Raw genomic sequence first — 25,087 nt, 5'->3', positions numbered from 1 at the left:
CCCTTTATTGGAGAGAGCTGATGGCTGACACCATTTTTGACAAAATTATAGATAAGTCGATTCCGGCTGATATTTTATACGAGGATGAATTGGCGCTGGCGTTCAGTGATATCAATCCTCAGGCTCCGGTGCATTTTCTGGTGATCCCAAAAAAACGCATTGCCACGATTAACGACATCACCGAGGACGACCGCGAAGTAGTGGGGCACTTGTATTTTGTTGCCGCTAAACTGGCAGCGCAAAAAGGCTTTGCCAGCCAGGGTTATCGCGCGGTGATGAATTGTAATGAATACGGCGGACAAACGGTGTATCACATTCACCTGCACGTGTTAGCGGGTAAGCCGATGGGCTGGCCACCATACACCGATAAAATGAAGCCGCTGGAATAGCGGCTTCCTTGTTTTAATTACGTGATTGAAATGACGTTTACTTGAGACCCAGTTGCACTTTGCCCTGTTCAAACACAATATCAACCGGGATACTGGCATTGGCCAGTCTGTCTAAATCGGCAGCCAGTTGTGGCTTAATTACGCCTTTATCTGCAACTAATTCAGCAACGCCGGTGTAGTCTCCGTCGCCTTGTAATGTCAGAATACGCTCGCTCAACGACGCGACAGCAGCAGACATTTTTTCCATGTTCACGCTGTACAACCCTTGATCATCGCGGTCAAACGCCCCTGCTTCGGCAAAGTAGTTGAAGCGGATCATATTGGCTTTGCCGTGCGCAGAACTGGCTCCAAAGCGCACCGAACGGAAAATACCTGCCATAAAGGTCACGTAATAGTCTTTCAGCGTACCTTCGGTGATTTCGCCTTTTTCCAACAGGCTTTGTACCATGTATAACCCCAGAATATCGGCTTTGCCTTCTTCCAGCGCAGAAGCGTGTTCTTTTAACGCGGCGCGAACCGTTTGCTCACCCGTCAGGGTATTTTTAATGCCCAATCCGTGCGCGACTTCATGAAACATGGTGTTAGCGAAAAACGCGTTAAAGGTAACGTGTTCGCGCTGTGCCGGCGCAATCAATAGATCAGCGATGGGGGCAAGAATATGATCAAACTTAGCCTGCATGGCATTTTTTAACTGTAATCGGCGCGTACCTTTTTCCAATTGCACACGTTCGTCGTTGGGCAGGTTTATCGCAATGGTTTTACTGCCTGCATTAGAATGGCCTGCGTAATACACTACATCATAGGCGTTCAGGTCGGCATCCGACCCTGGGGTTTCTTGTTTGTAAGCATCCGGCACGGGCAAGCCGCGTTGTAGTTCGGGTAAAAACTGAGCGTATTTCGCCAGTTTGTCACTCCAGGCCATGTCTTTAATCAGTACATAAGCTTCAAACGCAGCACGGTAGCCGAATAATTGATCTTCGTAGCTTTCAATCGGACCAATAACCAGTTCAATCGGGTTGGTTTTCATGTCCATCCAGGCCATATCCGACGCCAGGTAGTCATCGGAAAGGAGGGCGTCTGCGCGCAATTGCAGGTAATTGGCAAACTCCGAATGATCAGCTAGTTTGGCCGCTTCTTTCAGCAGCGCAGCGGCTTTTTGAAGTGGCGCTGCATAGGCTTGGCTATAAGGTATGCTGGTAAGCTTTCCTGCATCGTCGTAACGAACAACGGAATACAGGCCGTCTTTGTCGGTAAACGCAGCATTGTTAAACGCGTCTTTTGTCATGTCATGCGGATAAAACTCTGCGCCTGGGGCTTTTTCAGCAAAGCCGCTTAAAAACGGGCTATCGCCATTTAATCTATCCCATGGGCCATAGTTGATATCAGCAAAATGACGGACTTTTGCATCACTGATTGATGCCAGAAATTCTGCTTTGTTCTGATAAAACGCCTGTTGCCAGAAGAGGTCATCCATAATATCGGATGCGTCAATTAACAACGACAGCATGGCTTTCTGATTATCACTCAAATGGCTCAGGTCTGCCTGCAAAGGGACGTTGTGATAAATATCCAGGCGTTCTGGTGCAACTAATAAAGCAGGTGAGGCTGGCGCGCTGGTTTTGGCTGAATCCGTGGCTGGCTGAGTACAGCCACTTAAAGACAGCGTTGCGCCTACCAGGGTCGCAAGTAAGGTTTTGGTAAATAACAGTTTCATAGGATTTCCGTCGATTATTGTTGTTCTGTAATTTTATTGTCTGAAAATTAACGTTAGCATAACTAACCTTTTATGCAGATGCTATACTCAAACCAGACAGGGCAAACACGCTGGATGTCACAACAGTTGCGTGTTTCTGTATGGCCCGGCTTTTTATTGCGCAGGGTCAAAAAGAATAACAATCCCTGGGTGCACGATCTCTGATTCGTTGATATATTGGATTTTATGCATACTAATGCCGATAGCAAGGAAGGCATGAGATCGCAAAAGAATAGTTGCCCGGTGCACGCCAGGCACATAATAAGCCAAGACTAAGGTAGGACTATGTCGACACAAAACGCGCTGTTAACCATTCTGGTTGAAAAGATCAAGAACGATACCCTGGTATTACCCACATTACCTGCAGTTGCCTTAAAAGTGCGTAAAGCAGCAGATGATCCCGACATTAACCTTCATCAGATGGGTGATGTAATTGGATTAGACCCTTCCCTGAGTGCGCGCATGATCAAAATTGCCAACAGCGCTTATATGGGACGTGCTGTAAAGGTAACATCGGTTTCTCAGGCTGTTACCCGAATTGGCTTGCGCCAAATTAAGAACATTGCGACGGCACTGGCTATGGAACAACTGTTTGTGTCCAAAAATGAGCTGGTAGGCGATTACATGAAGCGCGAGTGGAACAATACGGTAGACGTAGTGGCCAACGCGATGGCAGCACTGCAAATGTACACTGCCCGTACCAAAAATCGCGAAATGACCATCGATACCATGACGCTTACCGCTTTAGTTCACAACATTGGTGTGTTGCCAATTCTAACGGAAGCCGAGCGCCACGTTGAAGTGTTTGCCAGCCCTACGTTCCTCGATGACGCTATTGATAAACTCGCGCCGCGAATTGGTGGCAGCATCATGCAAAGCTGGGGCTTTGGTGAAAGCTTTGTTACTGTTGCTGAACGCTGGCACGATCTGGCGTACCTGCCAGAAAAACTGGGTTACGTTGATTTCGTGCGTGTAGGCGCGGCGCTATCCGGGCAAATCAACCGTCAGAAAGACGCGATTCTGAACCTTGCCGTTCAGCGTGGTGTAGTGGAAGACGTTAATACTCTGCTGTCAGACGAATTCGCTGAAATGCGCGCTGCTGCAAAACAAATTTTTGCTTAAACACAGCTTGCGTTCGCGGCAGTGTTGCTGCCGCGTTCGTTGGCTACTTCCCTACTATCGGCTGTTTCCAGCTATTTGCAACAACCAGTGTTACCACTCCCAACAACAATCCCCACACTGGCGCACTCATACCCATTACGGTTAATCCAGACGCACTACAAAGCATTGTCATAAGGGCGGCCTGCCGGTAATGAGCTTCTTCCATGGCGCGAAGCAGGCTGCTTTGTAGCGTAGCAAACAGCGCTATACCCGCCAGCAAATGCGTTACTACAACGGGCATAAGTGTAAACACCGACACAATCGCCACCGCCATTGCACCCGACAACAAGTAGCCTAAGCCCGCAGCAACGCCGGCCTTATAGCGTTGAGATGGGTCGTCATCTACGCTATCCGCCATACAAATAGCGGCAGTTATAGCAGCCAGGTTATACATAAACCCGCCAAATGGTGCGCAGAAGAGTTGAAGCAGAGCGATACCCGTTAGTACAAATCGATTGTCTGGCTTGTATTGATGGCTATGTAAAATACTGATCCCAGGCAAGTTCTGCGACAACATGGTAATAAGAAACAACGGAATCCCAATGCTCACAAATGCAGAGAGAGACCACACTGGTGTAACCCACTCCAATGCAGGTAGTCCCAACGTTACCGGTTGCGCATCGGCCGGACTCAACATCCAGGCAGCAATGCCTGCTACCAATAGAAGTAATAACATGAGATAGCGCGCGAAAAAGCGGCTGCCTACCAAATAGATCCCTACAAACATTATCGTTAATAGCGGCGAGTGGGTTGCACTGCTAAATACTTTAAGGCAATAGGGAAGCAGTATACCTGCGAGCATTGCGGCTGCCAGGGGGGGAGGGATACGCTCTATACCCCGCAAAAGTGCGCGACTTCGCCCGGCTATCAAACTCAGTAAGCCCGCGCCAATTAATGCACCGGTGACTTCGGCCAACGTGAAGGCTCCGGCAGTAGAAATAAGAAAAACGGCACCAGGCGTTGACCAGGCGGTAACCACCGGCATACGGAATTTCAGAGAAAAATACAAACAGGATATACCCATGCCGAGGCCAAGCACCAAAAGCCAACTAATGATTTGGGTTTCGTTTGCGCCTGCCTGACGTGCGGCTTCAATAACAATAACTACCGAACTGCTGTAGCCAACCACTACGGCAGTAAGACCTGCTGCGATATGGCTGATGCGAAATGAACCTGACATGGATAACCTCAATATTGCAGTATCGCGAATTTGCCGTTAATGTGCGTTATAGCGCACGGATGAAACAGCATAACATTGTGCGTTATAACGCACAATTGGGAAATATATGCAGGACAACATTACATACAGTATCGCTCAGCAAATCAAACAGCGCCGCAAAGCGCTGGGGTTGAGCCTGGACAGGCTGTCTGCTGCCAGTGGCGTATCAAAGGCCATGTTGGGTCAAATCGAGCGGCAGGAGTCCAGCCCTACTGTGGCAACCCTGTGGAAAATTGCAACCGGGTTAAAGTGTTCATTTTCGGGGTTGCTTAGTAGCACTGAGGTGTCTCCACATTCTGCCAGTGAGGCTCTAAAGCGCAACGAAGCCAATTTTCAAATTAATACGCTGTTTGCGTTTAACCCGGAGACCCGCTTTGAAATGTTTGAACTCACGTTGTTAAATGACCACACACAATGGTCTGATCCACATACCAGTGGTGTTTATGAACACGTTGTAGTACAACAAGGCGAATTGTTACTTTACTATAACGAACAATGGCATACGCTTAACGCAGGCGATAGCGCCCGGTTTCATGCTAATCAGCGACACGGGTATAAAGCGAAGGGTCCGTTAACCCGGTTTATCGATGTGATTAGCTATCTTTAGCTACACAAAAACGGCCAACCGACTCACTTTTGAATGGGTGAACAAGGAATGAGTTTGTCTGAATTAAAAGCCTCTCAGGTCAATCTGGCATTGTCAGCCAATGCCAGGTATGTGTGCCTTGACGCCCTTCGCGGCTTCGCTTTGCTGGGTATTCTTATGATGAATGCCATTGCTTTTGCTTATCCGGAAATCGTGTACTCCAATCCCTTTGCGGCAGGGCCGCTTTCGAATGCCGACAAACTGCACTGGTTCTTAAGTGAGCTTCTGTTTGCCGAAAAGTTTTACGCGCTGTTTGCGATGTTGTTCGGTGCCGGTATTCTGTTGATGGCGGAACGGGCCGGGGATGAACAACAGGCCAGACGATTACACTATCGGCGTATGTTTTGGTTACTGATGATAGGCATGCTCCATGGTTATCTGGTCTGGTGGGGGGACATACTGGTTACTTATGCCATTGCTGGCATGATAATTTACCCTTGCAGATACTGGCGAGTCCGCAATTTGTGGATACTGGCGGTGGCGTTGCAATTTGCCATTAGCTTGCTGTATTTACTGATGTACTGGGGGGGGAGTGGTATGTCACCAGACGAACTGACAGAAACCTACCTGACATTCTTTCCTCCAGCCAGTGAATTAACCGCAGAAATTAATGCCAATCGGGGTACCTGGTGGGAGCAGGCCAGTTACCGTGTGGCGTCTACTGTTGAATATCAAACCAGTTATCTTATCCCTTTGTTGGTGCGTATGTCGGGGATCATGCTGATGGGAATGGCACTGTTTAAAACCAGTGTGTTATTAGCTGCCAGGTCATCGCGTTTCTATATTATTCATCTTTCGCTGAGCCTCCCAACAGGCTGGGTATTGAGTGCTACCGGCGCGTGGTTAATTGTCAGCACTGAATTTGCCTTACCCGACTCGTTCTCTATAAATCGATTGTGGAATTTGTGGGGAGCCTTGTTTACGGCGTGGGGTTATACCTGTGTATTTATGTTGTTTGCCCGTCAGCTAGAATATCGTGGGGAGAGTATTGGCGCAGCAATCACCTCCCGACTCGCACCAGTAGGGCAAATGGCACTCACTAACTACCTGATGCAAAGCATACTGTGCAGCCTGGTATTTTATGGATGGGGTTTTGGTCTTTATGCATCGCTGTCGCGCTGGCAGGTCACGGCTGTTGTTGTGATCATTTGGGTTGCGCAAATAACCTGGTCGCGCTGGTGGTTAGCGCGGTTTTATTACGGGCCAGCCGAGTGGGCGTGGCGAAGTGCCACTCAACGCCGCAGGCAAGCCTGGCGGCGTTAATTAGAGGCGCTGATTTACAGGTCTTTGTCTAATCCCAGTGCGTCACTGAGATAGCCAACTACGCCGCAGATTTCAGCAGACATTAAAGCAAACTCCGCATCCAGACGAGCAGCAACCTGATCTTTTGGAATATCCTGGGTTTCTTCTTTAATGCGGTCGGTAAACTTCACCCGTTTAATGGTGCCGTCTTCCTGAATTACTGCTTCCAGCGTTTCGTCGAATTCAAAAGCCACTTTTTGTACGAGTTTACCGGCATCCAGGTGATGCTGAATCTCTTCGCTGTCCAGAGGTTGGTTCTTGCAACGAATAATGCTGCCGGTGTCGTCAGTCGATTTAAACTCTGCTTCTTCTAGCAGGGCTATTTTTTCAGGTGGCTGCTCGGTTAACCAGTGGGTTAACTCGCTCTGTAAGCTGCTGCGAACCAGTGGCACAACGGGTAATGAGCCAAGGGCTTTGCGAACCATTGCCAGGAACGCTTCTGCTTTGCCATCAGCACTGGCATCTACCACTACCAGATTGTCCGGAATTGAAATAAAGCCATTAATGTAGGTGTTTTTAGTAAACGCCTGTGGCAACAATCGGGTAATAATTTGTTGTTTCAGATCGGACTGGGCTTTTTTACCCACGGGAGAACCAGTTTCCGATTCGATTTGCTCTACTTTTTCGGCCAGTTCAGCATTCACCACAGATGAAGGCAATAAGCGCTCTTGCTTCTTCAACGTGATCCAATAACGCAGTTGCGTCTGATGAAATAGCAAACTGTGTTGTCCCGCTGAATGGAATGGAGATGCGAAACCCATTGTTGCGGTTTCCTGCGTGCCACACGGGCGGAATGCAAATTCATTCAACGCTGTTTGCAGCGCATCGTCATCCAGTGATAAGGGTTGAGTCAGCCGATAGGCCTTAATATTTTTAAACCACATAAAGCAAAATATTCTTCTGAAAAGGGCGGCAAAGGTTAGCAGTGCAGCCCGGTGATCGCAAGCGCGGGTTGTTAGGTGCGTTTGGGAAAGCGGATCTGGTATCGCAAACCTTTACCCGGTTCGCTGAATGCTTCAATCTGGCCGTCCAGTGCCTGTGTCACCAGGTTGTACATAATGTGCGTACCTAAGCCACTGCCACCCTGTCCACGTTTAGTGGTAAAGAATGCGTCGAATAACCGGTCAAGTTGACTTTCATTCAAGCCGCACCCGTTGTCTTCATAGGTAATAACAACGTCTTCGTCTTCTTCCTTCACTACCAGATTGATGATGCCGCCGTTCATGTTTTCAAATCCATGAATAACAGAGTTCATGATCATATTGGTAAAGATTTGAGCAATGATGCCGGGCGCTGAACGGATATCCAGGTTGTCAGGGCAGTCAATATTCACGGTGTGTTGATGATGTTTAAATGAAGGAGCCAGCGACTGCAGCACTTCGTTTAAATAGATTTTTAAATTGAACACCCGTTCGGCTTCGCTGGTTTGATCCACCGCGACCTGTTTAAAGCTGGTGATAAGCTCTGAGGCGCGGTTCAGGTTGGTAAGCAGCAGGTGAGTGGTTTGCTCCGCTTCACCTAAAAACGAAGCCATGGTTTTGTTGGTCAGTGATTTGTCTTCGTAAGCTGCTTTTACGGTATCAATGCGGTCACGCAGGAAACTGGCGGCCGTTACACCAACACCCAGTGGCGTGTTCACATCGTGCGCAATGCCTGCTACCAATCCGCCTAATGAAGCCATGCGCTCAGATTCGAGTAACTGTTCCTGAGCGAGTTTAAGGTGCTCCATAGACTTAGCCAGTTCCTTGTTTTTGTCGCGCAGCACGTTCTCAATATACTGACGGTTCTCGTTTTCCTGACGCAGCTCACGCTGATTGGTGATTAGTTCGTCTTTTTGGCGCTCCAGATCCAGCATGATCTGGCTTAGGGAAGCTGTTTTCTTGGCCACCTCTTGCTCTAACAGTAAGTTTTGGTCGTCCAGCTTTTTGTTTACCCGTTTGAGTTCTTCCTGCGTGCTCTTAAGCTTTTGCTGAGAAATAATCAGATCGTCAATAACCTGGTTATAAGAGTATTGCAGCAAGCGAAGTTCATTTTCGTCATGCAGGGTTAATTTTACTTTAGATTCTTCAGGGTGTTCGGGGTTAAACGCACTCATTTGCTGAGTGATTTCCATTAGCGGGTCGGAAAGCATTCTTCTGAAGGCCGTCATGAATAAAAATACCAAAAAGGCGGTTTTTACAATGGCATTGCCCAGCAGGAAAAATATCCCCACTTCGATACGACTAAAAATGATATTGAAATTAGAGTAAAGCGTGACATCACCCACCGTTGAGGCGCGATTGGAAAACTCGAAAATTAACGGGAAGCTGTAGCTGAACAAACCACCGCTATGGTCATCCAGTTCGCCCGTGCTGATGGGGGCTCTTATTTGCGCGATGGTCATGCCCAGATCAGCTATGTATTCACCATTTTCGTCGCGAATTTGGACGCCTGTAACAATGGGTAATTCCATTAAGCCTTCGGCTATGGATTGCGCCTGGGGTATGTTCACTTCCCAAATGGCTCGGGTAAGACTGGTGGAGAAGGTGTTTTTTAAGGTTTGAAGTTCAGATTCAATATGGCTCTTGGTGCTTAGGTATTCAGTAAATATCTGACCTATGGTAACGATAAATGTCAGTATAAAGTACACCGACAACACACGGGTAAGAAGTTTTCTCGACAATCCTGTCTGCACCGACGCCATTTGCAACCTATTCGCTATACCGACTGAAAAATAACTGCTTCGTCAAGAATATGTGCTATTCGCTGAATTAACAAGTTATACCCGAGAGTTTAACGTTAAGAGTGTGTCACTTATACGGAATATAATTCGCAGGCGCCAAAGTTCATAAACTTGACATAATAATGTAATCGTTTAATAAAATTGTCACACACCCTGATAATAATAGCGGCGTTTTCTTATGAGCTGGAAAAAAACTATGTCTAGAAGAGTCTTGTTAGTGGAAGATGAAGCGCCGATTCGCGACATGCTGAAATTTGTGCTGGAGCAGTCAGGTTTTGAAACAATTGAGGCGGAAGACTACGACATTGCGCAACAAAAACTGGTAGAGCCCTATCCGGATTTGATTCTGTTGGACTGGATGTTACCTGGTGGTAGTGGCGTGCAGTTGGCTAAGAGTCTGAAGCAACATGAGTTTACCCGCGATATTCCTGTGATCATGATCACAGCCCGCGGGGAAGAGGAAGATAAAATCCGCGGACTGGATGCGGGTGCCGACGATTACATTACCAAGCCGTTTTCACCGAAAGAGCTGGTTGCGCGGATCAAAGCGGTGATGCGTCGCGTTACCCCTACATCTAATGAACAGCCCATCGAGTTTAACGGATTAAAACTCGAGCCTATCTCGCACCGGGTAATGGCTAATGACGACGCACTGGACATGGGGCCAACGGAATACAAGTTACTGCACTTTTTCATGACGCACCCGGAGCGGGTATATAGCCGCGAACAGCTGCTTGATAACGTATGGGGCACCAATGTGTATGTAGAAGATCGCACGGTGGATGTGCATATTCGGCGTTTGCGTAAGGCAATAGGTGTGCACGGTCACGATGCCATGATACAAACCGTACGTGGCGCAGGCTATCGCTTTTCTACTAAACTGTAAGTCATTGGCACAATGGGGTATAGTTGCCCCATTCAGTTCTGAAACACGGTCGCGCGAGTAAAGGATAAACCGGGATGTACTACCCCTTTTCATGGTTTAAATCGATAGTGCGGTTGTGTCTTTTCCTGTTTATTTTTGCCCTTGTTGGGTGGTATCTCGATGACATGCTGCTGGCAGTAGCCTTGGGCACAACAGGTTTGTTGTTGTTCAACTACTGGCACCTGTTCAAGCTTAATCGCTGGTTGTGGCACAGTAGGAAAATGTCTCCGCCTTCGGTTAACGGCTTGTGGGAACATATTTACGAAGGCATTTATTACCTGCAACGCCGTAACCGCAATAAGCGCAAGGAGCTTGGCGCGCTGGTGAAGCGCTTTCGGGAAGGTTCCGAAGCCTTGCCGGATGCCGCTGTGGTGGTGGATGCCAAAGCCTGTATCATCTGGTGTAACCGGCTTGCGCGTTTAGAACTTGGTTTGCGCTGGCCGGGTGATGCCGGGCGGCGGTTGGATAACCTGATCCGCCATCCTGAGTTCATTCAGTACTTTCATGCCGGCAATTATCACTATCCCATTGAAGTACCATCGCCGCTCAATCCGCAAAAGACCTTTGAATACCGGATTATGCCTTATGGCGAAGAGCATTTATTACTGATTGCCCGTGATGTTACCCGCGTGTCGCAATTGGAAGAAATGCGCAAAGACTTCGTAGCCAATGTGTCTCATGAACTGCGCACACCGTTAACAGTGATCAATGGCTATCTGGAAATTCTGGCTGGTGATGAAGATGAGCTGGATCCCCTCACTCAAAAGGCCTTTATGGAAATGACGGCGCAAACCCACCGCATGCAAAGCCTGATTGAAGATTTGCTGGTGTTGTCGAGGATAGAAGCCAGTTCAGAACGGATTTATGAGAATACGGTGGATATGGCGGCCATGCTGCGTCAAATTGAGCTGGAAGCGGATACCTTAAATAAGGATAAAGGGCACACTATTGCGTTTCATTTGGAACGCGGCGTAAAAATATATGGTATCGAAACCGAGTTGCGCAGTGCTTGTTCAAATTTGATTTTTAACGCTATTCACTACACGCCGCCAGGTGGAAAAATTGACGTGTACTGGAAAGTCACTAAAGACGGCGTTAAATTTGCGGTTAAAGACAATGGTGATGGCATTGAGCAACAGCACTTGTCGCGCTTAACGGAACGGTTTTACCGGGTAGATAAAGCCCGGTCACGTAAAACCGGGGGCTCAGGCCTGGGACTTTCTATTGTTAAACACGTGTTGAATCATCATAATTCACAGCTTCAGATAACCAGTCAGGTGGGAGAGGGCAGTGTGTTTTTCTTCCAGTTTGATGCCGAAATGATTGCCAGTCAGGACGCTTAAGAATGTTTCGCATTGTTGTATTTTCTTTGCTGTATTGCTGCTCTTGTGTCGCAATAGCTGACGCGCCTGTCTATGAACGCAAGCCCGGCGTGGCGGGCAAGATTACTTCGGTGGGCTCAGATACCCTGGCAAACTTAATGACACTGTGGTCACAGGAATTTAAGAGTTTATACCCTGACGTTAAATTCCAGATACAGGCCTCGGGTTCATCTACAGCGCCACCTGCACTAACCGAAGGTACGGCCACCATAGGCCCAATGAGCCGCGAACTGAAACCCAGCGAAATCCAGGCATTTATTCGCGCTCATGGTTATCCGCCTACGGTAATCCAGGTAGCGCTGGATGCCATTGCAATATTTGTTGAGCGACGTAATCCATTGCCGGGTTTAACCTTATCTGAAGTCGATGCGATTTTTTCTGCAACCCGTTTTTGTGGTGGGGAAGAAGCCATTACACACTGGTCACAACTTGGCGTAGATACCTACGGTAACGGCGCGCCAATTCGTCTGTTTAGCCGTAACTCAGTGTCGGGCACCTATGGTTTGTTTAAGATCATGGCGTTGTGCGATGGTGATTTTACCAAAACCGTGAATGAGCAACCCGGCTCTGCGTCGGTCGTATTGTCGGTTGCATCCAGTAAGGGCGGTATGGGGTATGCGGCTTACGGATATAAAACCGCCGGCGTGCGTGCGTTACCGCTTGGCGAAAATGCACAACATTTTATTCCGCTGAGTGTCGAAACTGTGCGTGAGCAACAGTATCCCTTTACCCGATTTCTCTATCTGGTGGTGAATAAAGCGCCGGATGAACCCCTGCCTACACTGGTGCGCGAATTTCTTACTTTCGTATTGTCTGAATCAGGCCAAAAACTGGTTGCCCGTGATGGCTATTTTCCGATTAAAGAATCGCTATTATTACGCCAACGCCGACAGCTATTGGGCGAGTCTGAATAAATTGTGACAGATTTACTACTGTGTCAGCTCGGTTTCCTGCTGAAGGCTGGTTGCTTCTGATATCTGAGTGGATTTTCTTAAGTTTTTGTTTTCGCTTGATAATTTAAGGTTTACTCTGCGTTTGCTAGTCTAGAATCCCCTATTTGCCTAATTTTTCCCCCTGTTTTTTTATTAAAGTTTTGTGACGAACCTGTAATGTAACATTTCTGTCATTTTGCTTAGGTACTCTTCTCGCGTTTTTAAATTATAAGTCTATTTCTCACTTGGAGACACGCATGGAACTTAAGCAGTTATTTCAAGCCTCAGCCATTGCTGCGGCGCTGGCTCTTGCTGGTTGTGGTGGCGACATTAACATCACTGAAGGTAGTATCGATAACAGTGTGACGAACAACTACGGTGATTCAGGTACCGACGGTGGTGACGGTGGTACAGATGGTGGCACAACTGACACGTTGCCTGGTGAGAAAAGCAGCTTTTTGACTTCAGAAGTGTCTGACGCGCTGGGTCAAACCATTGAAGTGCGTGTATTGTCAGGCACATTAACAGCTGATGATGCTGACGAGAGTGGTAATATCACACTGACCAACGACACTGTATGGGCAATTGAAGGTCCGTTATTTGTTGGTGAAGATAAAGCAAACAGCGTGAACCTGGTTATTGAAGAAGGCACGATCATCTTCGGTCGCAGCGGTGGGGACTACCTGGTAGTAAGCCGTGATTCAACGATTGAAGCATTGGGCTCTGCTGATGCGCCAATTATTTTTACCTCTTTCCAGGACGTGATTGGTGACGAAGTTGGTTCAGGTCAATGGGGTGGTATCGTATTACTGGGTAATGCACCATCTAACAAATGTCCTCAAGACGGTTCAGACTGTGCACTGCAAATTGAAGGCGTTGAAGAAGGCGCGGTATTTGGCGGTACAGACGAGTCTGATAGCTCTGGTACGCTGAATTACGTAGTGGTTAAGTACGCTGGTTACGAAATTGCCGTAGATAACGAACTGAACGGCGTAACGTTTGGTGGTGTAGGTTCTGGCACTGAAGTGGATTACCTGCAAGTACACTCAAACGCTGATGACGGTGTTGAATTCTTCGGCGGTAACGTGAATGTGAAGCACCTTGTGCTTACTGCCAACGAAGATGACTCGGTAGACTGGGATAATGGTTTCCGCGGCAAACTGCAGTATGTTTTCGTTCAGCAAAATACTGCTGATGGCGACGCTAACCGTGGTATTGAAGCAGACAACGACGGCTCTGTTCCAGACATTACCCCACAGTCAAACCCAATGATCTCTAACCTCACCATCATTGGTAACAACTTTGACGGTGAAGATGATTCTGAAGGCGTGTACCTGCGCGAAGGTACTGGCGCACAAATCTATAACATGGTTATCACTGGTCCATCTGGTATGGGTGAGTGTTTTGAAGTTGAAAACTCAACTGAATCACAGGCTAACCTGGCCGACGGTACCATCACTGTAAAGTCTTCTGTTATTGCTTGTGCGAACGGCGAAAACTTCAAGTCTGATACTGCCAATGGTGGCACTGACTTAGCAGCCTGGTTCACAGCAGAAACCAGCAACAAAGTTCTGGATGCTTCTGCATTATTATTAAGTTCTACTGGTAAGCCTTTGGCTGACAGCCCGCTGTTAGGTTCAGGTGAAGACGCGTCACAAGTTGATGGCTTCTTTGAAGCAACTGACTTTGTTGGTGCGGTTGGAACAACTGACTGGCGTCAGGGTTGGGCGTTTGGTTTCGGTGGCGGTACCATCCAGGTAGTTGAATCAACGTCTGGTTGCCCGGCAGGCACATCTAACATTGCGTCTGTTGACGGCGTAACGACTACTTGTTCACTAAGTGGTACGTTAACTACTGACGTTAACCTGACTGAAGGCAATATCTACGCATTGTCTGGTGCCGTGTTTGTAGGTGGCGACAACGAAAACAGTGCAACACTGTCTATTGAGCCTGGTGTCACTGTATACGGTGCGTCTGGTAATGACTACCTGGTGGTAAGTCGCGGTTCTAAAATCGAAGCAGAAGGTACAGCAGCTAAGCCAGTAGTATTCACTTCTTATGAAGATGTAACTGGTGGCACAACGTCTGCTGGTCAGTGGGGTGGCCTGGTCATTCTGGGTAATGCACCGTCTAACAAGTGTCCTGACGACGGTTCAGCGTGTGCTCTGCAGGTTGAAGGTGTTGAAGAAGGTGCAGTGTTCGGCGGAACTGACAGCACTGATAACTCAGGCATCCTGCGTTATGTGCGTGTTCAGTTTGGTGGATACGAAATCGCCCTGGACAACGAACTGAACGGCATCACGTTTGGTGGCGTTGGTTCTGGTACAACAGTCGACCACATTCAGGTTCACGCTAACGCTGACGATGGTGTGGAATTCTTCGGCGGTTCCGTAAGCGTTAAATATCTGGTGCTGACTGACATTCAGGACGACAGCATCGACTGGGACAACGGTTTCCAGGGTAATATGCAGTATGTACTGGTGCGTCAGGCACAAGATAACTCAGATGCCAACCGCGGTATCGAAGCAGACAACGACGGTTCAAACCCAGCGATTGAGCCACAGTCTAATCCGTCATTGGCTAACGTAACCATTATTGGTAACGAATTCGACGGTGAAGATGACTCCGAGGGTGTGTATCTGCGCGAAGGTACGGGTGCTCAGTTATATAACTTTATCGTTACGGGTCCCGCGGGCATGGGAGAGTGTTTCGAAGTAGAAGATTCAACTGAGTCACAAACTAACCTGGGCGACGGTACCATTACATTCAGTAACTCTGTTATCGCTTGTGAAAACGGCGAAAACTTCAAGAATGCGGCAACCGCAGTTGACCTGGAAGACTGGTTCCTGAATACCCAGGCTGGCAACGCAGTTGCAGCCACTCAAGCTGATGTATTGTCGGGTATCTACAGCACAACAACCGCTACGCCATTCGACTTCACTGGCAACAGCTTCTTCGACAACGCTGACTTTGTTGGTGCGGTAAAAGAAGGTGATGACTGGACTGCAGGCTGGACCATTGGTCTGGAGTAATTACCGGTAGTTGGTTAACAAGAAAGCCCGTTGCATGCCGCAGCGGGCTTACTTATAAGATAAATATAGAACGTGATTTACTCACTTTCTGGTTGAGATTGCTTTCAACGAGGTAGCAAAATGAAGAATCCTGCCTACGCGTTTTCAATGAAGACTTTGTCACTGGCAGTGGCAGCCGGGCTGTTCGCACAGTCGGGTGTGGCACTGGCGCAAAGTGAAGAAGAAGCCATTGAAGAAGTAGTTGCTACAGGAACGCGTCTGAAAGGCACAGCAACAGCTGTGATGGAAGAGCGTAAAAATCAGGCATTCGTAGCCGATATTATGGGCGCGGAGCAGATTTCCAGAACGGGTGATGGCGATGCAGCATCTGCACTTCGTCGTGTAACGGGTCTGACCCTGGTTGACGGTAAATTTATTTACGTTCGTGGCCTGGGTGAGCGCTATTCATCAACGCAATTAAACGGTGCTTCGGTACCGAGCCCTGACCCAACGCGTAACGTTATTCCTCTGGATTTATTCCCATCAGGCATCATTGAAAGTCTGTCTGTGCAAAAGGCATTTTCGCCTTCTATGCCAGCTTCGTTCGGTGGTGGTAACGTAAACGTACGTCTGAAATCGATCCCTTCTCAGTACATTTTCAATATCAGTGGCAGTTTGGGTACCAACACCAATAACTTCGATGACGCCTATTTCTACAATGGCGGCAGCGATGACTGGATGGGCAAGGATGACGGCACTCGTGCGGCTCCGGCAGCGATTATGCAGCAGTGGGACCAGTTCAAGTTTTTAGATGATCTGACTCAGGCTGAATCGGTAGAAATGTTCAAGGGTTTGCATCGCGATTACGACCCCTACCTAAGTAAAGTAGACCCAGATACTGGTTTTAACTTTACACTGGGTAACAGCCACGACCTCGACGATGAGTGGCGTTGGGGCTATTTGCTAACTACCGGATACAACAATCAGTGGAACGTCTCAGAAGAATACATCGGCGAGCAACCGTTGCGCGATGGCGAAGATTCTATCCGCATGGTGCGCTTCTTTGATGAAGTGGATACCACTGAACACTCAGTAAAATGGTCAACCCTGATGAGTCTGGGGATTGACTACAATCGTCAGCACCAGATTGATTACAGTTTGATCGTGCTAAACGATACGCGTGACCAGTTCCGCGAAAAAGTGGGTAACTCAGCCAACATTCAGTTGGTAGATGAACAGCGTATCCGCGAGTACGAAGTATTGTACGAAGAGCGCCGTATGTACACCAACCAGCTAAAAGGTATGCATACTTTCCCGAGCCTTGGTTTTCTGGGCGTAGACTGGAAATACTCACTGGGACGTTCGTCACGTAACGCGCCAGGCAACAAGGAAGCGCGTTTCATCCTGACTGACGAAAATCAGGATGGCATTTACGATAAAGTAAATGAGAGCGTGTTAACCAACGCGCAAACGGCTGCTCGTTATTCGTTCCAGGCACTGCATGACCGCGTAGAAAACTACGGTTTTAACGTTAACTACCCGGTTAGCGTTGGGCGTTGGGAAATGGAATTTAAAGGCGGTTATGATTACGTCAATAAAATCCGGATTGCAGAAAACCGTCGTCTTGACGTGAGTACCCGTGCGTTTGCTGATACGTCAATTCTGGAAGGCAACGTCTTCTCAGATATATTAACCGATGACGTACTGGATTCAGCTGCCTATACCAGTATTAACTTGCTGCGTGATACCACGATTGCCGGTGACGATTACATTGCTGCGCAGTTGATTGATGCCTATTACCTGGAAGCCGATCTCTTCTTCGACAACACCTGGCGCGTAAGCGGTGGTGTGCGTTATGAAGATTTCCGTCAGGCCGTTGTGCCATTTGATCCACGCACCAATCAAATCGATTTGCCAGATGACGCCGATCGTGATCAATTGCAATTTATGGAAGATGACTTCTATCCGTCTATTGCAGTTACATATTTCATGCAGGAAGACATGCAGTTGCGTGTGAGCTTCGGTCAAACCGTGGTTCGCCCGGACTTACGTGAAGTATCATCAGCGACCTATATCGATCCGTTAACCGAATTCCCGATTGGTGGTACCCCTGGCATTCGGACAACGAAAATCGCTAACTACGACATTCGTTGGGAATGGTACCGCGAAGCCGGCAACAACCTGTCAGTCGGTTTGTTCTATAAAGATATGGAAGATCCGATTGAATCGGTCCAGTCACCTGCCCAGGATGGTCCGCCTCTGGTACGTATTGCAAACGCCGAATCGGGTGAGCTTTATGGTATCGAAGTGGAATTCCTGCAAGGTCTGGAAATCTTTGGTGGCGGTATCTGGGACAACTTGTTTGTATCGGGTAACGTGACCATCAGTGATTCAGAAATTGAACTGGATCGTCAGAACATCGTAGAGCAAACCGGTGTGTCGGCGTCGATTACCAATCTGAAGCGTCGTTTAACGGGTCACTCGCAATATGTGCTTAACACACAGGTGGGCTACGACTCAGACAATGGCGAGCATTCGGCGTCTTTGGTGTACAACGTGTTTGGTGAACGGATTATTATTCCGGGTATCGACTTCTTCGATGATACCTACGAAGCGCCGTTCCACTCGTTGGATATGGTGTATAAGTACTTCCCGGACTTTAATACCACTGTCACATTCAAGGTACAGAATATCCTTAATGACCAGCAGGAGCTGGAATTTGAGAATACCCTGGCACGGTCTGAGACAAAGGGAACCAGCTTTAGTCTGTCGTATAAGTACGATTTTTAAATTTGGGTAACCCATTGAAAAAGCCGCTTTTTAAGCGGCTTTTTTCGTTCAGGATAAAGGAAAGTTTTTTTATGACAGTCTGGTAATAAAACTGTCACATAAAACTCCTATCCTACCCGCAGTTTTTAGTGGTCGGTTGTTCCGATTTCTTATAACAAAAAGGTTTGAATGTATGAAGCTTTTTAACACCTTGCTGCTAAGCACGGCACTTTTGTCGGCATCAGCCTTCGCACAGGAGCAGGAATTAAAACCTGCTATGGATGCTGCCAAGGAAATCAATGAGTCTGCGGCTAAATCGCAGCAAAAAATAGACGGTATTACCGATCAGATCGATAGCAAACTGCAGCAGTTCAAAGCGTTGAACAAAGAGATTGAAGGTTTAAATATCTACAATCAGCAACTGCAGAAGCAAATTGCTAATCAGGAACAGGAAATGGCTAATTTAAATTTAGCCATTGATGAAGTGTCGGTTATCGAACGTCAGATCACCCCTCTGATGATTCGTATGATTGACGGCCTGGAGCAGTTTGTAGCGCTGGACGTACCTTTCCTGCCAGAAGAGCGTGCAGACCGCATCGCCAGCTTGAAAACGATGATGGACCGCGCAGATGTAGCGTCTTCTGAGAAATTTCGTCGTGTGATGGAAGCGTATCAGGTAGAAATGGACTACGGCCGTACTATGGAAGCATACAGCGGTATTCACACTATTGCTGGTCAGGAGCGTGACGTTGAGTTTTTACGCCTTGGCCGAACCACACTGATTTATCAAACTCGTGATGCGAGCTCGCAAGGCGTGTGGAACAAGCAAACCCGTCAGTGGGAAGAACTCGACAGTTCTTACCGCACTCAGGTAACCAAAGCATTGCGTATGGCCAAGAAACAACTTGCGCCTGATTTGTTAATGCTGCCAGTTGCTATTACAGACTAAGAGGACGAAGTGATGTTGAAATCGTTGAAAACCATCGTATTTGGTCTGGTTGCGGCAAGCCTGAGTTTGTCTGCCATGGCAGAAAACGAGCGTGCTCTGGATCTGGATGCACTGCTTAAGCAACTGGAAGAAGGTAAGTTTGCGCAAACGCAACAAAACAAACAGCGCGAACAGGACTTCGTTGCCCAGCGTAATGAACAGGATCAGATTTTGCGCGATACCAATAAATTGCGCGAAAACACCCTGGCTTTATCAGAGCGCCTGGAAACCCAATTCGAACAAAACGAATTTAAACTGGCTGACTTAAACGAAGCGCTTACTGCGCGTTTAGGTTCACTGAAAGAATTGTTTGGTGTGTTACAGCAGGTAGCGGGTGACAGCAAAAACAAATTCTACAACTCCATGATTTCGGCTGAAATTACGGGTCGTGCAGAATTTCTTGATCAACTTGCACAGGATATGGGCTCAAGCTCTAAACTGGCGTCAATTGAAGAAATCGAGCGCGTATGGTTTGAAATCCAGCGTGAAATGACTGAGTCAGGAAAAGTGACCAAGTTTACGACCGACGTAGTTGAAGCGACTGGCGCGAAAGTCAATAAAGAAGTGGTACGCGTAGGACCATTCGCTTTAGTGGCTGATGGAAAATACCTCGAGTTTAACGGCGTGACCGGCACTGTTTCTGAACTGCTTCGCCAGCCTGCAGAACGTTATGGCGAGTCTGCTGCTGAACTGCAAGCTTCAAATGGCGACATTGTTAAGTTTGGTATCGACCCAACCGGCGGTTCTATTCTGGGTCTGTTAGTACAGGCACCTAACCTGCAAGAGCGAGTAGAGCAGGGCGGCGTGGTTGGTTATATCATTCTGGTGGTAGGCGCGTTTGGTTTGTTACTGTCTATCGAGCGTCTGTTTACCCTTACTGTAATCCGTGCCAAGGTGAACAGCCAGTTGAAGTCTACTGAAGTGAAAGACAACAACCCACTTGGCCGTGTACTGAAAGTGCGTGACGAGCATCCAAATGCCGACACCGAAGCGCTTGAGCTGCATTTAACTGAAGCTATTCTAGCCGAAGTGCCCAAGCTGGGCCGCAATCTGACGATTATCAAAATCATCTCTGTTGTTGCACCGCTGATGGGTCTGTTAGGTACCGTAACTGGTATGATCAACACCTTCCAGGCAATTACTTTGTTTGGTACCGGTGACCCTAAACTGATGGCAGGTGGTATTTCTACGGCACTGGTAACAACAGTTCTGGGTCTGGTTGTGGCTATCCCAACTACCTTACTGTACGCGATGCTGAATACCCGTAGTAAGAACATTGTTTATATTCTGCAGGAACAAGCTGCTGGCGTGATTGCTGAGCGCGCTGAGCGAGGCTAATCAGTATGATTGAGTTTCTTGAAGCAATTCGTGATTTTACAGAAACCGGAGGCCAGGTACTCCTGGTCATCGGTTTCCTGATATTCGTGATGTGGCTCTTGATCCTCGAACGCGCATTGTACCTGTTAATCTGGCACAAAAACTTCAGTAAAGAAGCGGTAACCATTTGGAAAGCCCGTGAAGATCGATCTTCATGGCACGCTGAACAAATCCGCTCCAAGATGATTTCGACACTGACCATACAGTTAAATGGCAGTATCCCGGTAATTCAGGCTCTGGTGGCACTTTGTCCACTGCTGGGTCTGATGGGAACCGTAACCGGAATGATCGAAGTATTTGATGTTATGGCCATCTCAGGCTCAGGTAATGCCCGTTCAATGGCTTCTGGTGTATCCAAAGCCACTATCCCGACAATGGCGGGAATGGTAGGCGCACTGTCAGGCGTATTCGCCTCGACCTGGTTGAACCGCAAGGTGAAAACTGAACGTGCACACCTTGAAGAAGCATTGATCAAGCGTTAAGGCATGTATCGGGTGGTCCCGGTGCATCTAGTAAGGTAAAAGAATTATGAAACAGCATTTCCAAAACCTGGTTGACGAAGAAGAAGCAACGATTGATATGACGCCCATGCTGGACGTTGTGTTTATTATGTTGATCTTCTTCATCGTAACGGCATCGTTTGTAAAAGAAGCCGGTATTGATGTAAACCGTCCGGAAGCCGCGACTGCGGTGAAAAAGGACCGTGCCAATATCCTGATTGCTATTTCAGACAAAGGCGAGATCTGGATCAACAAGCGCCGTATCGACGTAAGAGCTGTGCAGGCCAACATTGAGCGTCTGCATGCCGAAAACCCACAGGGTTCTGTGGTGATTCAGGCAGATAAAAAAGCCACTACCGATACACTCATTAAGGTCATGGATGCTTCGCGTGCCGCTGGCGTGTATGACGTGTCTATTGCAGCGCAAGAGCCATAAGCGAGCATTGCTATGTCACGATTTTTAATCGCATTTGTAGTATCACTGGCGATTACACTGGGCTTGTTTTTTCTGATGCAGTCACTGATCAAAATGGGTGGCAGTGCGTTAACTGAGCCGCCCAAAGGCAGCGTACTGGACTTCGTTCGCATTAAGCCTGAAGAGCAGGTACAGAAGAAAGATCGCAAGCCGCGTAAGCCGCCAAAGCCGGAAGAACAGCCGCCTCAAATGGATACGCCACAAATGGATTCGCCCAGCCCGGATGCTGATGGCAGCGGGATGGCGTTTTCGGCAGACGTAGGCGATAACATGGGGCTCGACGGCGGTGGTTTAGCGCTGGAGTCGGGTGATGGTGAATACCTGCCCATCGTTAAAGTGTCACCGGTGTATCCTCGTCGCGCACTTCAGCGTGGTATTGAAGGGTTTGTTATCGTTGAATTTACTGTTACCAAGCAAGGCGCAGTAAGAGACGTATATGTAATTGAAGCGAATCCGGAAGGTATTTTTGAACAGGCTGCAATGGATGCCGCTATGAAGTTCAAATACAAGCCCCGGGTAGTAAATGGTGAAGCTACCGAAGTATCCGGTGTGCAAAACCGTATAACGTTCCAGATTGACGGGTAATGACAGTATGAAGCAAACACTCTCCCGCACCCTGTTATCTCTGGTTGCAACGGGCTTGTTGGCAACCGGTAGCGTGTCAACGTTGTTGGTTAGTACTGACGTTGTTGCACAGGAGCAAAAAGCCAGTGAACGTCCTACCCGACGTACGCCGGCATTGCGCTCTAAAGTGTATGATCAGTTGGCTCGTGCACAAGCGGAAGCCGACGGTGGTAACCTGGCCGGTGCTATTGATATTCTGAACGTTGTAAAAGATAAAGACGACTCAATGAATAGCTATGAAACGGCTATGATGTATAACTTTTACGGCTTTATTTACTACAACGATGAGCAATACGACAAAGCGTTGGAAAATTTTGCCAAAGTGGTTGAACAGCAGCCAATTCCGGAAAGCTTTGAGTTAAGCACGTTATTCAGTCTTGCCCAGCTACACCTGATGCAAGGCAACTACGCGGAATCTATTAAATACCTTGAGCGCTGGGAAAACCTGAATACCGGTAAAATCCCGCCCAAGAATCTGGTGATTAAAGCACAGGCGTACTATCAGAATAAGCAGTACGCCGAGGCAGCTGACTTCATTACTGCCGCGATTAAAGGCCATGAAGAAGACGGTATGATCCCGGACGAAGGCTGGCTTATTCTTCAGCGCGCGATCTTTTACGAGCTAAAACAGCCCGAAAAAGTGAAAGACGTGCTGGTGAAAATGGTGAAACTGTTCAACGAGCCTAAGTACTGGATCCAACTGGCAGGCATGTACGGTGAGCTGGGTGAAGAGAAAAAGCAGCTGGCCATTATGGAAGCGGCTTACCAGCAAGGCTATGTAAGCTCTGCTGCGGATATATTCAACCTGGCGCAGTTGTATTACTACCACAAAGCTCCGTATAAGGGTGCACGCTTGATGGAACAAGCGCTGAATGATGGCGTTCTTGAGAAGAACCTTCGCAATCTGAAGTTCTTAGGACAAAGCTGGACTCAGGCAAAAGAGCAAACCAAAGCGGTACCGGTTATGGCACAGGCTGCCGATTTGTCTGACGACGGTGAACTGGATGCACAGTTAGCGCAAATCTACCTGAATATGGAAGAATGGGAAAACGCCATAGCGGCTGCTGACAAAGCAATCAGCAAGGGTGAATTGCGCAACCCGGGCATTCCGTATCTGATTAAAGGCATGGCGCTGTACAACAAAAAGCAATACGCTCAGGCCTTAAATGAACTGGCGGAAGCTGAGAAGTTTAAATCCAGTCGCGGCATGGCCCAGCAATGGTCCAAGTTTGTGGAATCTGAGAAAGCCAGCAGCGACCAACTTAAAGCGGAGTTAGGTTCTTAAGCCGGTTACTGCAAAGAAATGAATGAGGCCAGCATGACGCTGGCCTTTTTGTTGGTACTTGAAATCGGCCGCGATTAGCGCTAAATTTTTGTGTTGAAGGATTCAGAAATTAATAAAGAATAAGGACGTCAGACTATGAAGCGTACACTTGCTTCTTTCGTTGTTGCTGCTGTGTTATGCGGCGCCGCCCAGGCGCAAGAAACTCCCACCAGTTTTTCTCAGGCTTACAATCAATATCAGGAAGCGTATCAAAACGGTACACTTCAGGATGTGATTTTTTATGCTGAACATGCCTACAATTTAGGTGTGCAGCAGTTCGGTAAAAAGCACGAAAATACCGCTGCACTGGCGTATAACCTTGCCAATGCGTATCGCGATGCCCGCCAGTTCGATAAAGCGCTGGACGCTTACGACAATGTTATCGGCCTGCGTGAGGATCTGTACGGGAAATACGATTTGGCAACACTGGAAGCCAGATTGGATCAGTATTATACCTATAGCGATCAGGCAAGTGCGGAACGATCACTGAGTTTGGTTGAGAAAAACACCGGCCGGTTGCACACCATAATGTACTCAGCAGAAGATGTGGCAGAAGCCAATCCGGACGATGCGGCCACGGCGTATTATTTGATTGGTACGGCTATGGCGCACAGTGGTCACATGCCAGAATCGGCACGCAAAGCAAAAAGTATCTTAAGTGAGGGCATAGCCAAAGCAACGGCTACCTGGGGCGAATTAGACATCAGAACGCTGGAACTGCAATACATTCTGGCCCTCATATACAAAGGTGATTATAAATTACCGGAAGCCGCGAGTCAGCTTGAAGCCCTTGCTGCCAAAATTTCTAAAAATGCTTACGAATCGCATCCGTGGGCGTTGCAGGCTCACGCGGTATTGGTGGAACTTTACACCACCATGGATCAGCACGAAAAAGCAACCAAACATTGCCAGATTATCGGGCAGGTAAGACCCTGGAAAGACAATGTCGAGCCTGAACCTATTTTCCGTAAGCGAGCAAATTATCCACGTACACTCGGCCAGGCGAATATTCCAGGCGAAGTGGTGCTGAAATACGATATTGACCCTGAAGGCTATGCGGTAAATATGGACGTGGTATCGGTAGAAGGCGGTGATGAGTTTGCCAAGTCGGCATTAGTGGCATTGACATACTGGCGTTTTGCGCCCAAATACGAAAACGGGCAACCGGTAACAGCGCTAAACAACTATTCAAAATTTACCTTTAGTATTTATAACTAGGCAGAAGAATGAAAACACTCAAACAACTCACAATAGCAGTGTGTTTTGGGGTGGCAAGTAGTTCAGTCAACGCTCAAACAGTAACTACATTCAGCGAGGCGTGTAATACCAATTCGCATAGAAGTTTACCCACTCAGCAATACTGGCAGGCTTTTTAGCTAGGCTTGGTTGCACAGGTTTGGTGGTTCCAAATCAAGCAAGCGTAACAACGCTAAAAAGCCTGCCAGTAATGCCCGAAGGGAGTGGCCAAAACGACTTACATCTGTGTTGCGTCCTCTGGACATAGAATAACTATGCCTCAGAGAACGCGTCGTGATCTAAGTCGTTTTTACTCACTCTGAGAGGGCAAACTTCTATGCGAATTGGTATA

At 47.9% G+C, this 25,087-nt stretch carries 20 protein-coding genes; 16 read left to right on the top strand and 4 right to left on the bottom strand.

Features of this window, described 5'->3' with window-relative positions; all coding sequences use genetic code 11:
- Nucleotides 1-20: 20 nt before the first annotated feature.
- Nucleotides 21-389, top strand: coding sequence for a histidine triad nucleotide-binding protein (locus tag ACLR2L_RS07650; RefSeq protein WP_413367087.1), 369 nt, complete (start codon nucleotides 21-23; stop codon nucleotides 387-389).
- A gap of 37 nt (nucleotides 390-426) precedes the next feature.
- On the opposite strand, the gene ACLR2L_RS07645 is transcribed toward ACLR2L_RS07650, so the two are convergent.
- Complete coding sequence (locus ACLR2L_RS07645) at nucleotides 427-2,103, bottom strand: dipeptidyl-peptidase 3 family protein (protein WP_413367084.1); 1,677 nt, start codon at nucleotides 2,101-2,103, stop codon at nucleotides 427-429.
- Between the two features lie 324 nt (nucleotides 2,104-2,427).
- Here ACLR2L_RS07645 and ACLR2L_RS07640 point away from each other — a divergent pair, with 324 nt between their 5' ends.
- A complete protein-coding gene (locus ACLR2L_RS07640; protein WP_140958498.1) occupies nucleotides 2,428-3,264 on the top strand; it encodes an HDOD domain-containing protein in 837 nt (278 codons plus the stop codon).
- 43 nt (nucleotides 3,265-3,307) lie between these two features.
- Here the strand turns inward: ACLR2L_RS07640 and ACLR2L_RS07635 are convergent, their stop codons facing one another.
- Entirely contained in the window at nucleotides 3,308-4,483 is a 1,176-nt protein-coding gene (locus ACLR2L_RS07635; RefSeq protein WP_413367081.1) for a benzoate/H(+) symporter BenE family transporter, read from the bottom strand.
- Nucleotides 4,484-4,589: 106 nt separating this feature from the next.
- Between ACLR2L_RS07635 and ACLR2L_RS07630 the strand changes: the two genes are divergently transcribed.
- The gene (locus ACLR2L_RS07630) at nucleotides 4,590-5,129 is read left to right on the top strand and encodes a helix-turn-helix domain-containing protein (RefSeq protein ID WP_413367078.1); all 540 of its coding nucleotides are present in this window, start codon (nucleotides 4,590-4,592) and stop codon (nucleotides 5,127-5,129) included.
- 54 nt (nucleotides 5,130-5,183) lie between these two features.
- Complete coding sequence (locus ACLR2L_RS07625) at nucleotides 5,184-6,431, top strand: DUF418 domain-containing protein (protein WP_413367075.1); 1,248 nt, start codon at nucleotides 5,184-5,186, stop codon at nucleotides 6,429-6,431.
- A gap of 14 nt (nucleotides 6,432-6,445) precedes the next feature.
- On the opposite strand, the gene rdgC is transcribed toward ACLR2L_RS07625, so the two are convergent.
- Together rdgC and ACLR2L_RS07615 are read right to left on the bottom strand one after the other, a co-directional pair.
- Nucleotides 6,446-7,354 carry a recombination-associated protein RdgC gene (gene rdgC / locus ACLR2L_RS07620; RefSeq protein ID WP_413367072.1) on the bottom strand — a complete coding sequence of 303 codons (909 nt, stop codon included), beginning with the start codon at nucleotides 7,352-7,354 and terminating at the stop codon, nucleotides 6,446-6,448.
- A gap of 71 nt (nucleotides 7,355-7,425) precedes the next feature.
- Nucleotides 7,426-9,153, bottom strand: coding sequence for an ATP-binding protein (locus ACLR2L_RS07615; protein ID WP_413367069.1), 1,728 nt, complete (start codon nucleotides 9,151-9,153; stop codon nucleotides 7,426-7,428).
- Between the two features lie 235 nt (nucleotides 9,154-9,388).
- Here ACLR2L_RS07615 and phoB point away from each other — a divergent pair, with 235 nt between their 5' ends.
- The 12 genes from phoB to ACLR2L_RS07555 all read left to right on the top strand — a co-directional run bounded on the left by phoB (nucleotide 9,389) and on the right by ACLR2L_RS07555 (nucleotide 24,717).
- Nucleotides 9,389-10,078, top strand: a complete 690-nt coding sequence (gene phoB / locus ACLR2L_RS07610; RefSeq protein WP_140958492.1) for a phosphate regulon transcriptional regulator PhoB — start codon at nucleotides 9,389-9,391, stop codon at nucleotides 10,076-10,078.
- Between the two features lie 74 nt (nucleotides 10,079-10,152).
- A complete protein-coding gene (phoR, locus tag ACLR2L_RS07605; protein ID WP_140958491.1) occupies nucleotides 10,153-11,460 on the top strand; it encodes a phosphate regulon sensor histidine kinase PhoR in 1,308 nt (435 codons plus the stop codon).
- A gap of 2 nt (nucleotides 11,461-11,462) precedes the next feature.
- On the top strand, nucleotides 11,463-12,413 hold the full coding sequence (locus tag ACLR2L_RS07600) for a PstS family phosphate ABC transporter substrate-binding protein (protein WP_413367066.1): 951 nt from the start codon (nucleotides 11,463-11,465) through the stop codon (nucleotides 12,411-12,413).
- 275 nt (nucleotides 12,414-12,688) lie between these two features.
- Nucleotides 12,689-15,463, top strand: a complete 2,775-nt coding sequence (locus ACLR2L_RS07595; RefSeq protein ID WP_413367063.1) for a hypothetical protein — start codon at nucleotides 12,689-12,691, stop codon at nucleotides 15,461-15,463.
- 120 nt (nucleotides 15,464-15,583) lie between these two features.
- Nucleotides 15,584-18,232 carry a TonB-dependent receptor domain-containing protein gene (locus ACLR2L_RS07590; RefSeq protein ID WP_413367060.1) on the top strand — a complete coding sequence of 883 codons (2,649 nt, stop codon included), beginning with the start codon at nucleotides 15,584-15,586 and terminating at the stop codon, nucleotides 18,230-18,232.
- Between the two features lie 172 nt (nucleotides 18,233-18,404).
- Entirely contained in the window at nucleotides 18,405-19,160 is a 756-nt protein-coding gene (locus ACLR2L_RS07585) for a DUF3450 domain-containing protein (RefSeq protein ID WP_140958487.1), read from the top strand.
- A 12-nt stretch (nucleotides 19,161-19,172) separates the two neighbouring features.
- Nucleotides 19,173-20,537: a MotA/TolQ/ExbB proton channel family protein gene (locus tag ACLR2L_RS07580; protein WP_413367057.1), complete on the top strand. Its 1,365-nt coding sequence runs from the start codon at nucleotides 19,173-19,175 to the stop codon at nucleotides 20,535-20,537.
- Between the two features lie 5 nt (nucleotides 20,538-20,542).
- Nucleotides 20,543-21,058 carry a MotA/TolQ/ExbB proton channel family protein gene (locus ACLR2L_RS07575; RefSeq protein WP_140958485.1) on the top strand — a complete coding sequence of 172 codons (516 nt, stop codon included), beginning with the start codon at nucleotides 20,543-20,545 and terminating at the stop codon, nucleotides 21,056-21,058.
- A gap of 46 nt (nucleotides 21,059-21,104) precedes the next feature.
- Complete coding sequence (locus ACLR2L_RS07570; protein WP_140958484.1) at nucleotides 21,105-21,512, top strand: ExbD/TolR family protein; 408 nt, start codon at nucleotides 21,105-21,107, stop codon at nucleotides 21,510-21,512.
- Between the two features lie 12 nt (nucleotides 21,513-21,524).
- A complete protein-coding gene (locus ACLR2L_RS07565) occupies nucleotides 21,525-22,136 on the top strand; it encodes an energy transducer TonB (protein ID WP_140958483.1) in 612 nt (203 codons plus the stop codon).
- 7 nt (nucleotides 22,137-22,143) lie between these two features.
- Nucleotides 22,144-23,460, top strand: a complete 1,317-nt coding sequence (locus tag ACLR2L_RS07560) for a tetratricopeptide repeat protein (protein WP_413367052.1) — start codon at nucleotides 22,144-22,146, stop codon at nucleotides 23,458-23,460.
- A 135-nt stretch (nucleotides 23,461-23,595) separates the two neighbouring features.
- The gene (locus ACLR2L_RS07555; RefSeq protein ID WP_413367049.1) at nucleotides 23,596-24,717 is read left to right on the top strand and encodes an energy transducer TonB; all 1,122 of its coding nucleotides are present in this window, start codon (nucleotides 23,596-23,598) and stop codon (nucleotides 24,715-24,717) included.
- The last annotated feature ends 370 nt before the right edge of the window (nucleotides 24,718-25,087 follow it).

The sequence above is a fragment of the Alteromonas sp. AMM-1 genome (assembly GCF_047290655.1).
In the GTDB taxonomy this organism is placed as follows: Bacteria; Pseudomonadota; Gammaproteobacteria; order Enterobacterales; family Alteromonadaceae; genus Alteromonas; species Alteromonas mangrovi.
Note: the sequence above shows the minus strand (reverse complement) of the source record. Positions and strands in the feature narration are given on the sequence as shown.

What these genes read in the sequence shown, in the direction of transcription:
- ACLR2L_RS07650 (WP_413367087.1), top strand. Translation starts at nt 21, where the DNA reads ATGGCTGACACCATTTTTGACAAAATTATAGATAAGTCGATTCCGGCT.
- ACLR2L_RS07645 (WP_413367084.1), bottom strand. Translation starts at nt 2,103, where the DNA reads ATGAAACTGTTATTTACCAAAACCTTACTTGCGACCCTGGTAGGCGCA.
- ACLR2L_RS07640 (WP_140958498.1), top strand. Translation starts at nt 2,428, where the DNA reads ATGTCGACACAAAACGCGCTGTTAACCATTCTGGTTGAAAAGATCAAG.
- ACLR2L_RS07635 (WP_413367081.1), bottom strand. Translation starts at nt 4,483, where the DNA reads ATGTCAGGTTCATTTCGCATCAGCCATATCGCAGCAGGTCTTACTGCC.
- ACLR2L_RS07630 (WP_413367078.1), top strand. Translation starts at nt 4,590, where the DNA reads ATGCAGGACAACATTACATACAGTATCGCTCAGCAAATCAAACAGCGC.
- rdgC (WP_413367072.1), bottom strand. Translation starts at nt 7,354, where the DNA reads ATGTGGTTTAAAAATATTAAGGCCTATCGGCTGACTCAACCCTTATCA.
- ACLR2L_RS07615 (WP_413367069.1), bottom strand. Translation starts at nt 9,153, where the DNA reads ATGGCGTCGGTGCAGACAGGATTGTCGAGAAAACTTCTTACCCGTGTG.
- phoB (WP_140958492.1), top strand. Translation starts at nt 9,389, where the DNA reads ATGTCTAGAAGAGTCTTGTTAGTGGAAGATGAAGCGCCGATTCGCGAC.
- phoR (WP_140958491.1), top strand. Translation starts at nt 10,153, where the DNA reads ATGTACTACCCCTTTTCATGGTTTAAATCGATAGTGCGGTTGTGTCTT.
- ACLR2L_RS07600 (WP_413367066.1), top strand. Translation starts at nt 11,463, where the DNA reads ATGTTTCGCATTGTTGTATTTTCTTTGCTGTATTGCTGCTCTTGTGTC.
- ACLR2L_RS07595 (WP_413367063.1), top strand. Translation starts at nt 12,689, where the DNA reads ATGGAACTTAAGCAGTTATTTCAAGCCTCAGCCATTGCTGCGGCGCTG.
- ACLR2L_RS07590 (WP_413367060.1), top strand. Translation starts at nt 15,584, where the DNA reads ATGAAGAATCCTGCCTACGCGTTTTCAATGAAGACTTTGTCACTGGCA.
- ACLR2L_RS07585 (WP_140958487.1), top strand. Translation starts at nt 18,405, where the DNA reads ATGAAGCTTTTTAACACCTTGCTGCTAAGCACGGCACTTTTGTCGGCA.
- ACLR2L_RS07580 (WP_413367057.1), top strand. Translation starts at nt 19,173, where the DNA reads ATGTTGAAATCGTTGAAAACCATCGTATTTGGTCTGGTTGCGGCAAGC.
- ACLR2L_RS07575 (WP_140958485.1), top strand. Translation starts at nt 20,543, where the DNA reads ATGATTGAGTTTCTTGAAGCAATTCGTGATTTTACAGAAACCGGAGGC.
- ACLR2L_RS07570 (WP_140958484.1), top strand. Translation starts at nt 21,105, where the DNA reads ATGAAACAGCATTTCCAAAACCTGGTTGACGAAGAAGAAGCAACGATT.
- ACLR2L_RS07565 (WP_140958483.1), top strand. Translation starts at nt 21,525, where the DNA reads ATGTCACGATTTTTAATCGCATTTGTAGTATCACTGGCGATTACACTG.
- ACLR2L_RS07560 (WP_413367052.1), top strand. Translation starts at nt 22,144, where the DNA reads ATGAAGCAAACACTCTCCCGCACCCTGTTATCTCTGGTTGCAACGGGC.
- ACLR2L_RS07555 (WP_413367049.1), top strand. Translation starts at nt 23,596, where the DNA reads ATGAAGCGTACACTTGCTTCTTTCGTTGTTGCTGCTGTGTTATGCGGC.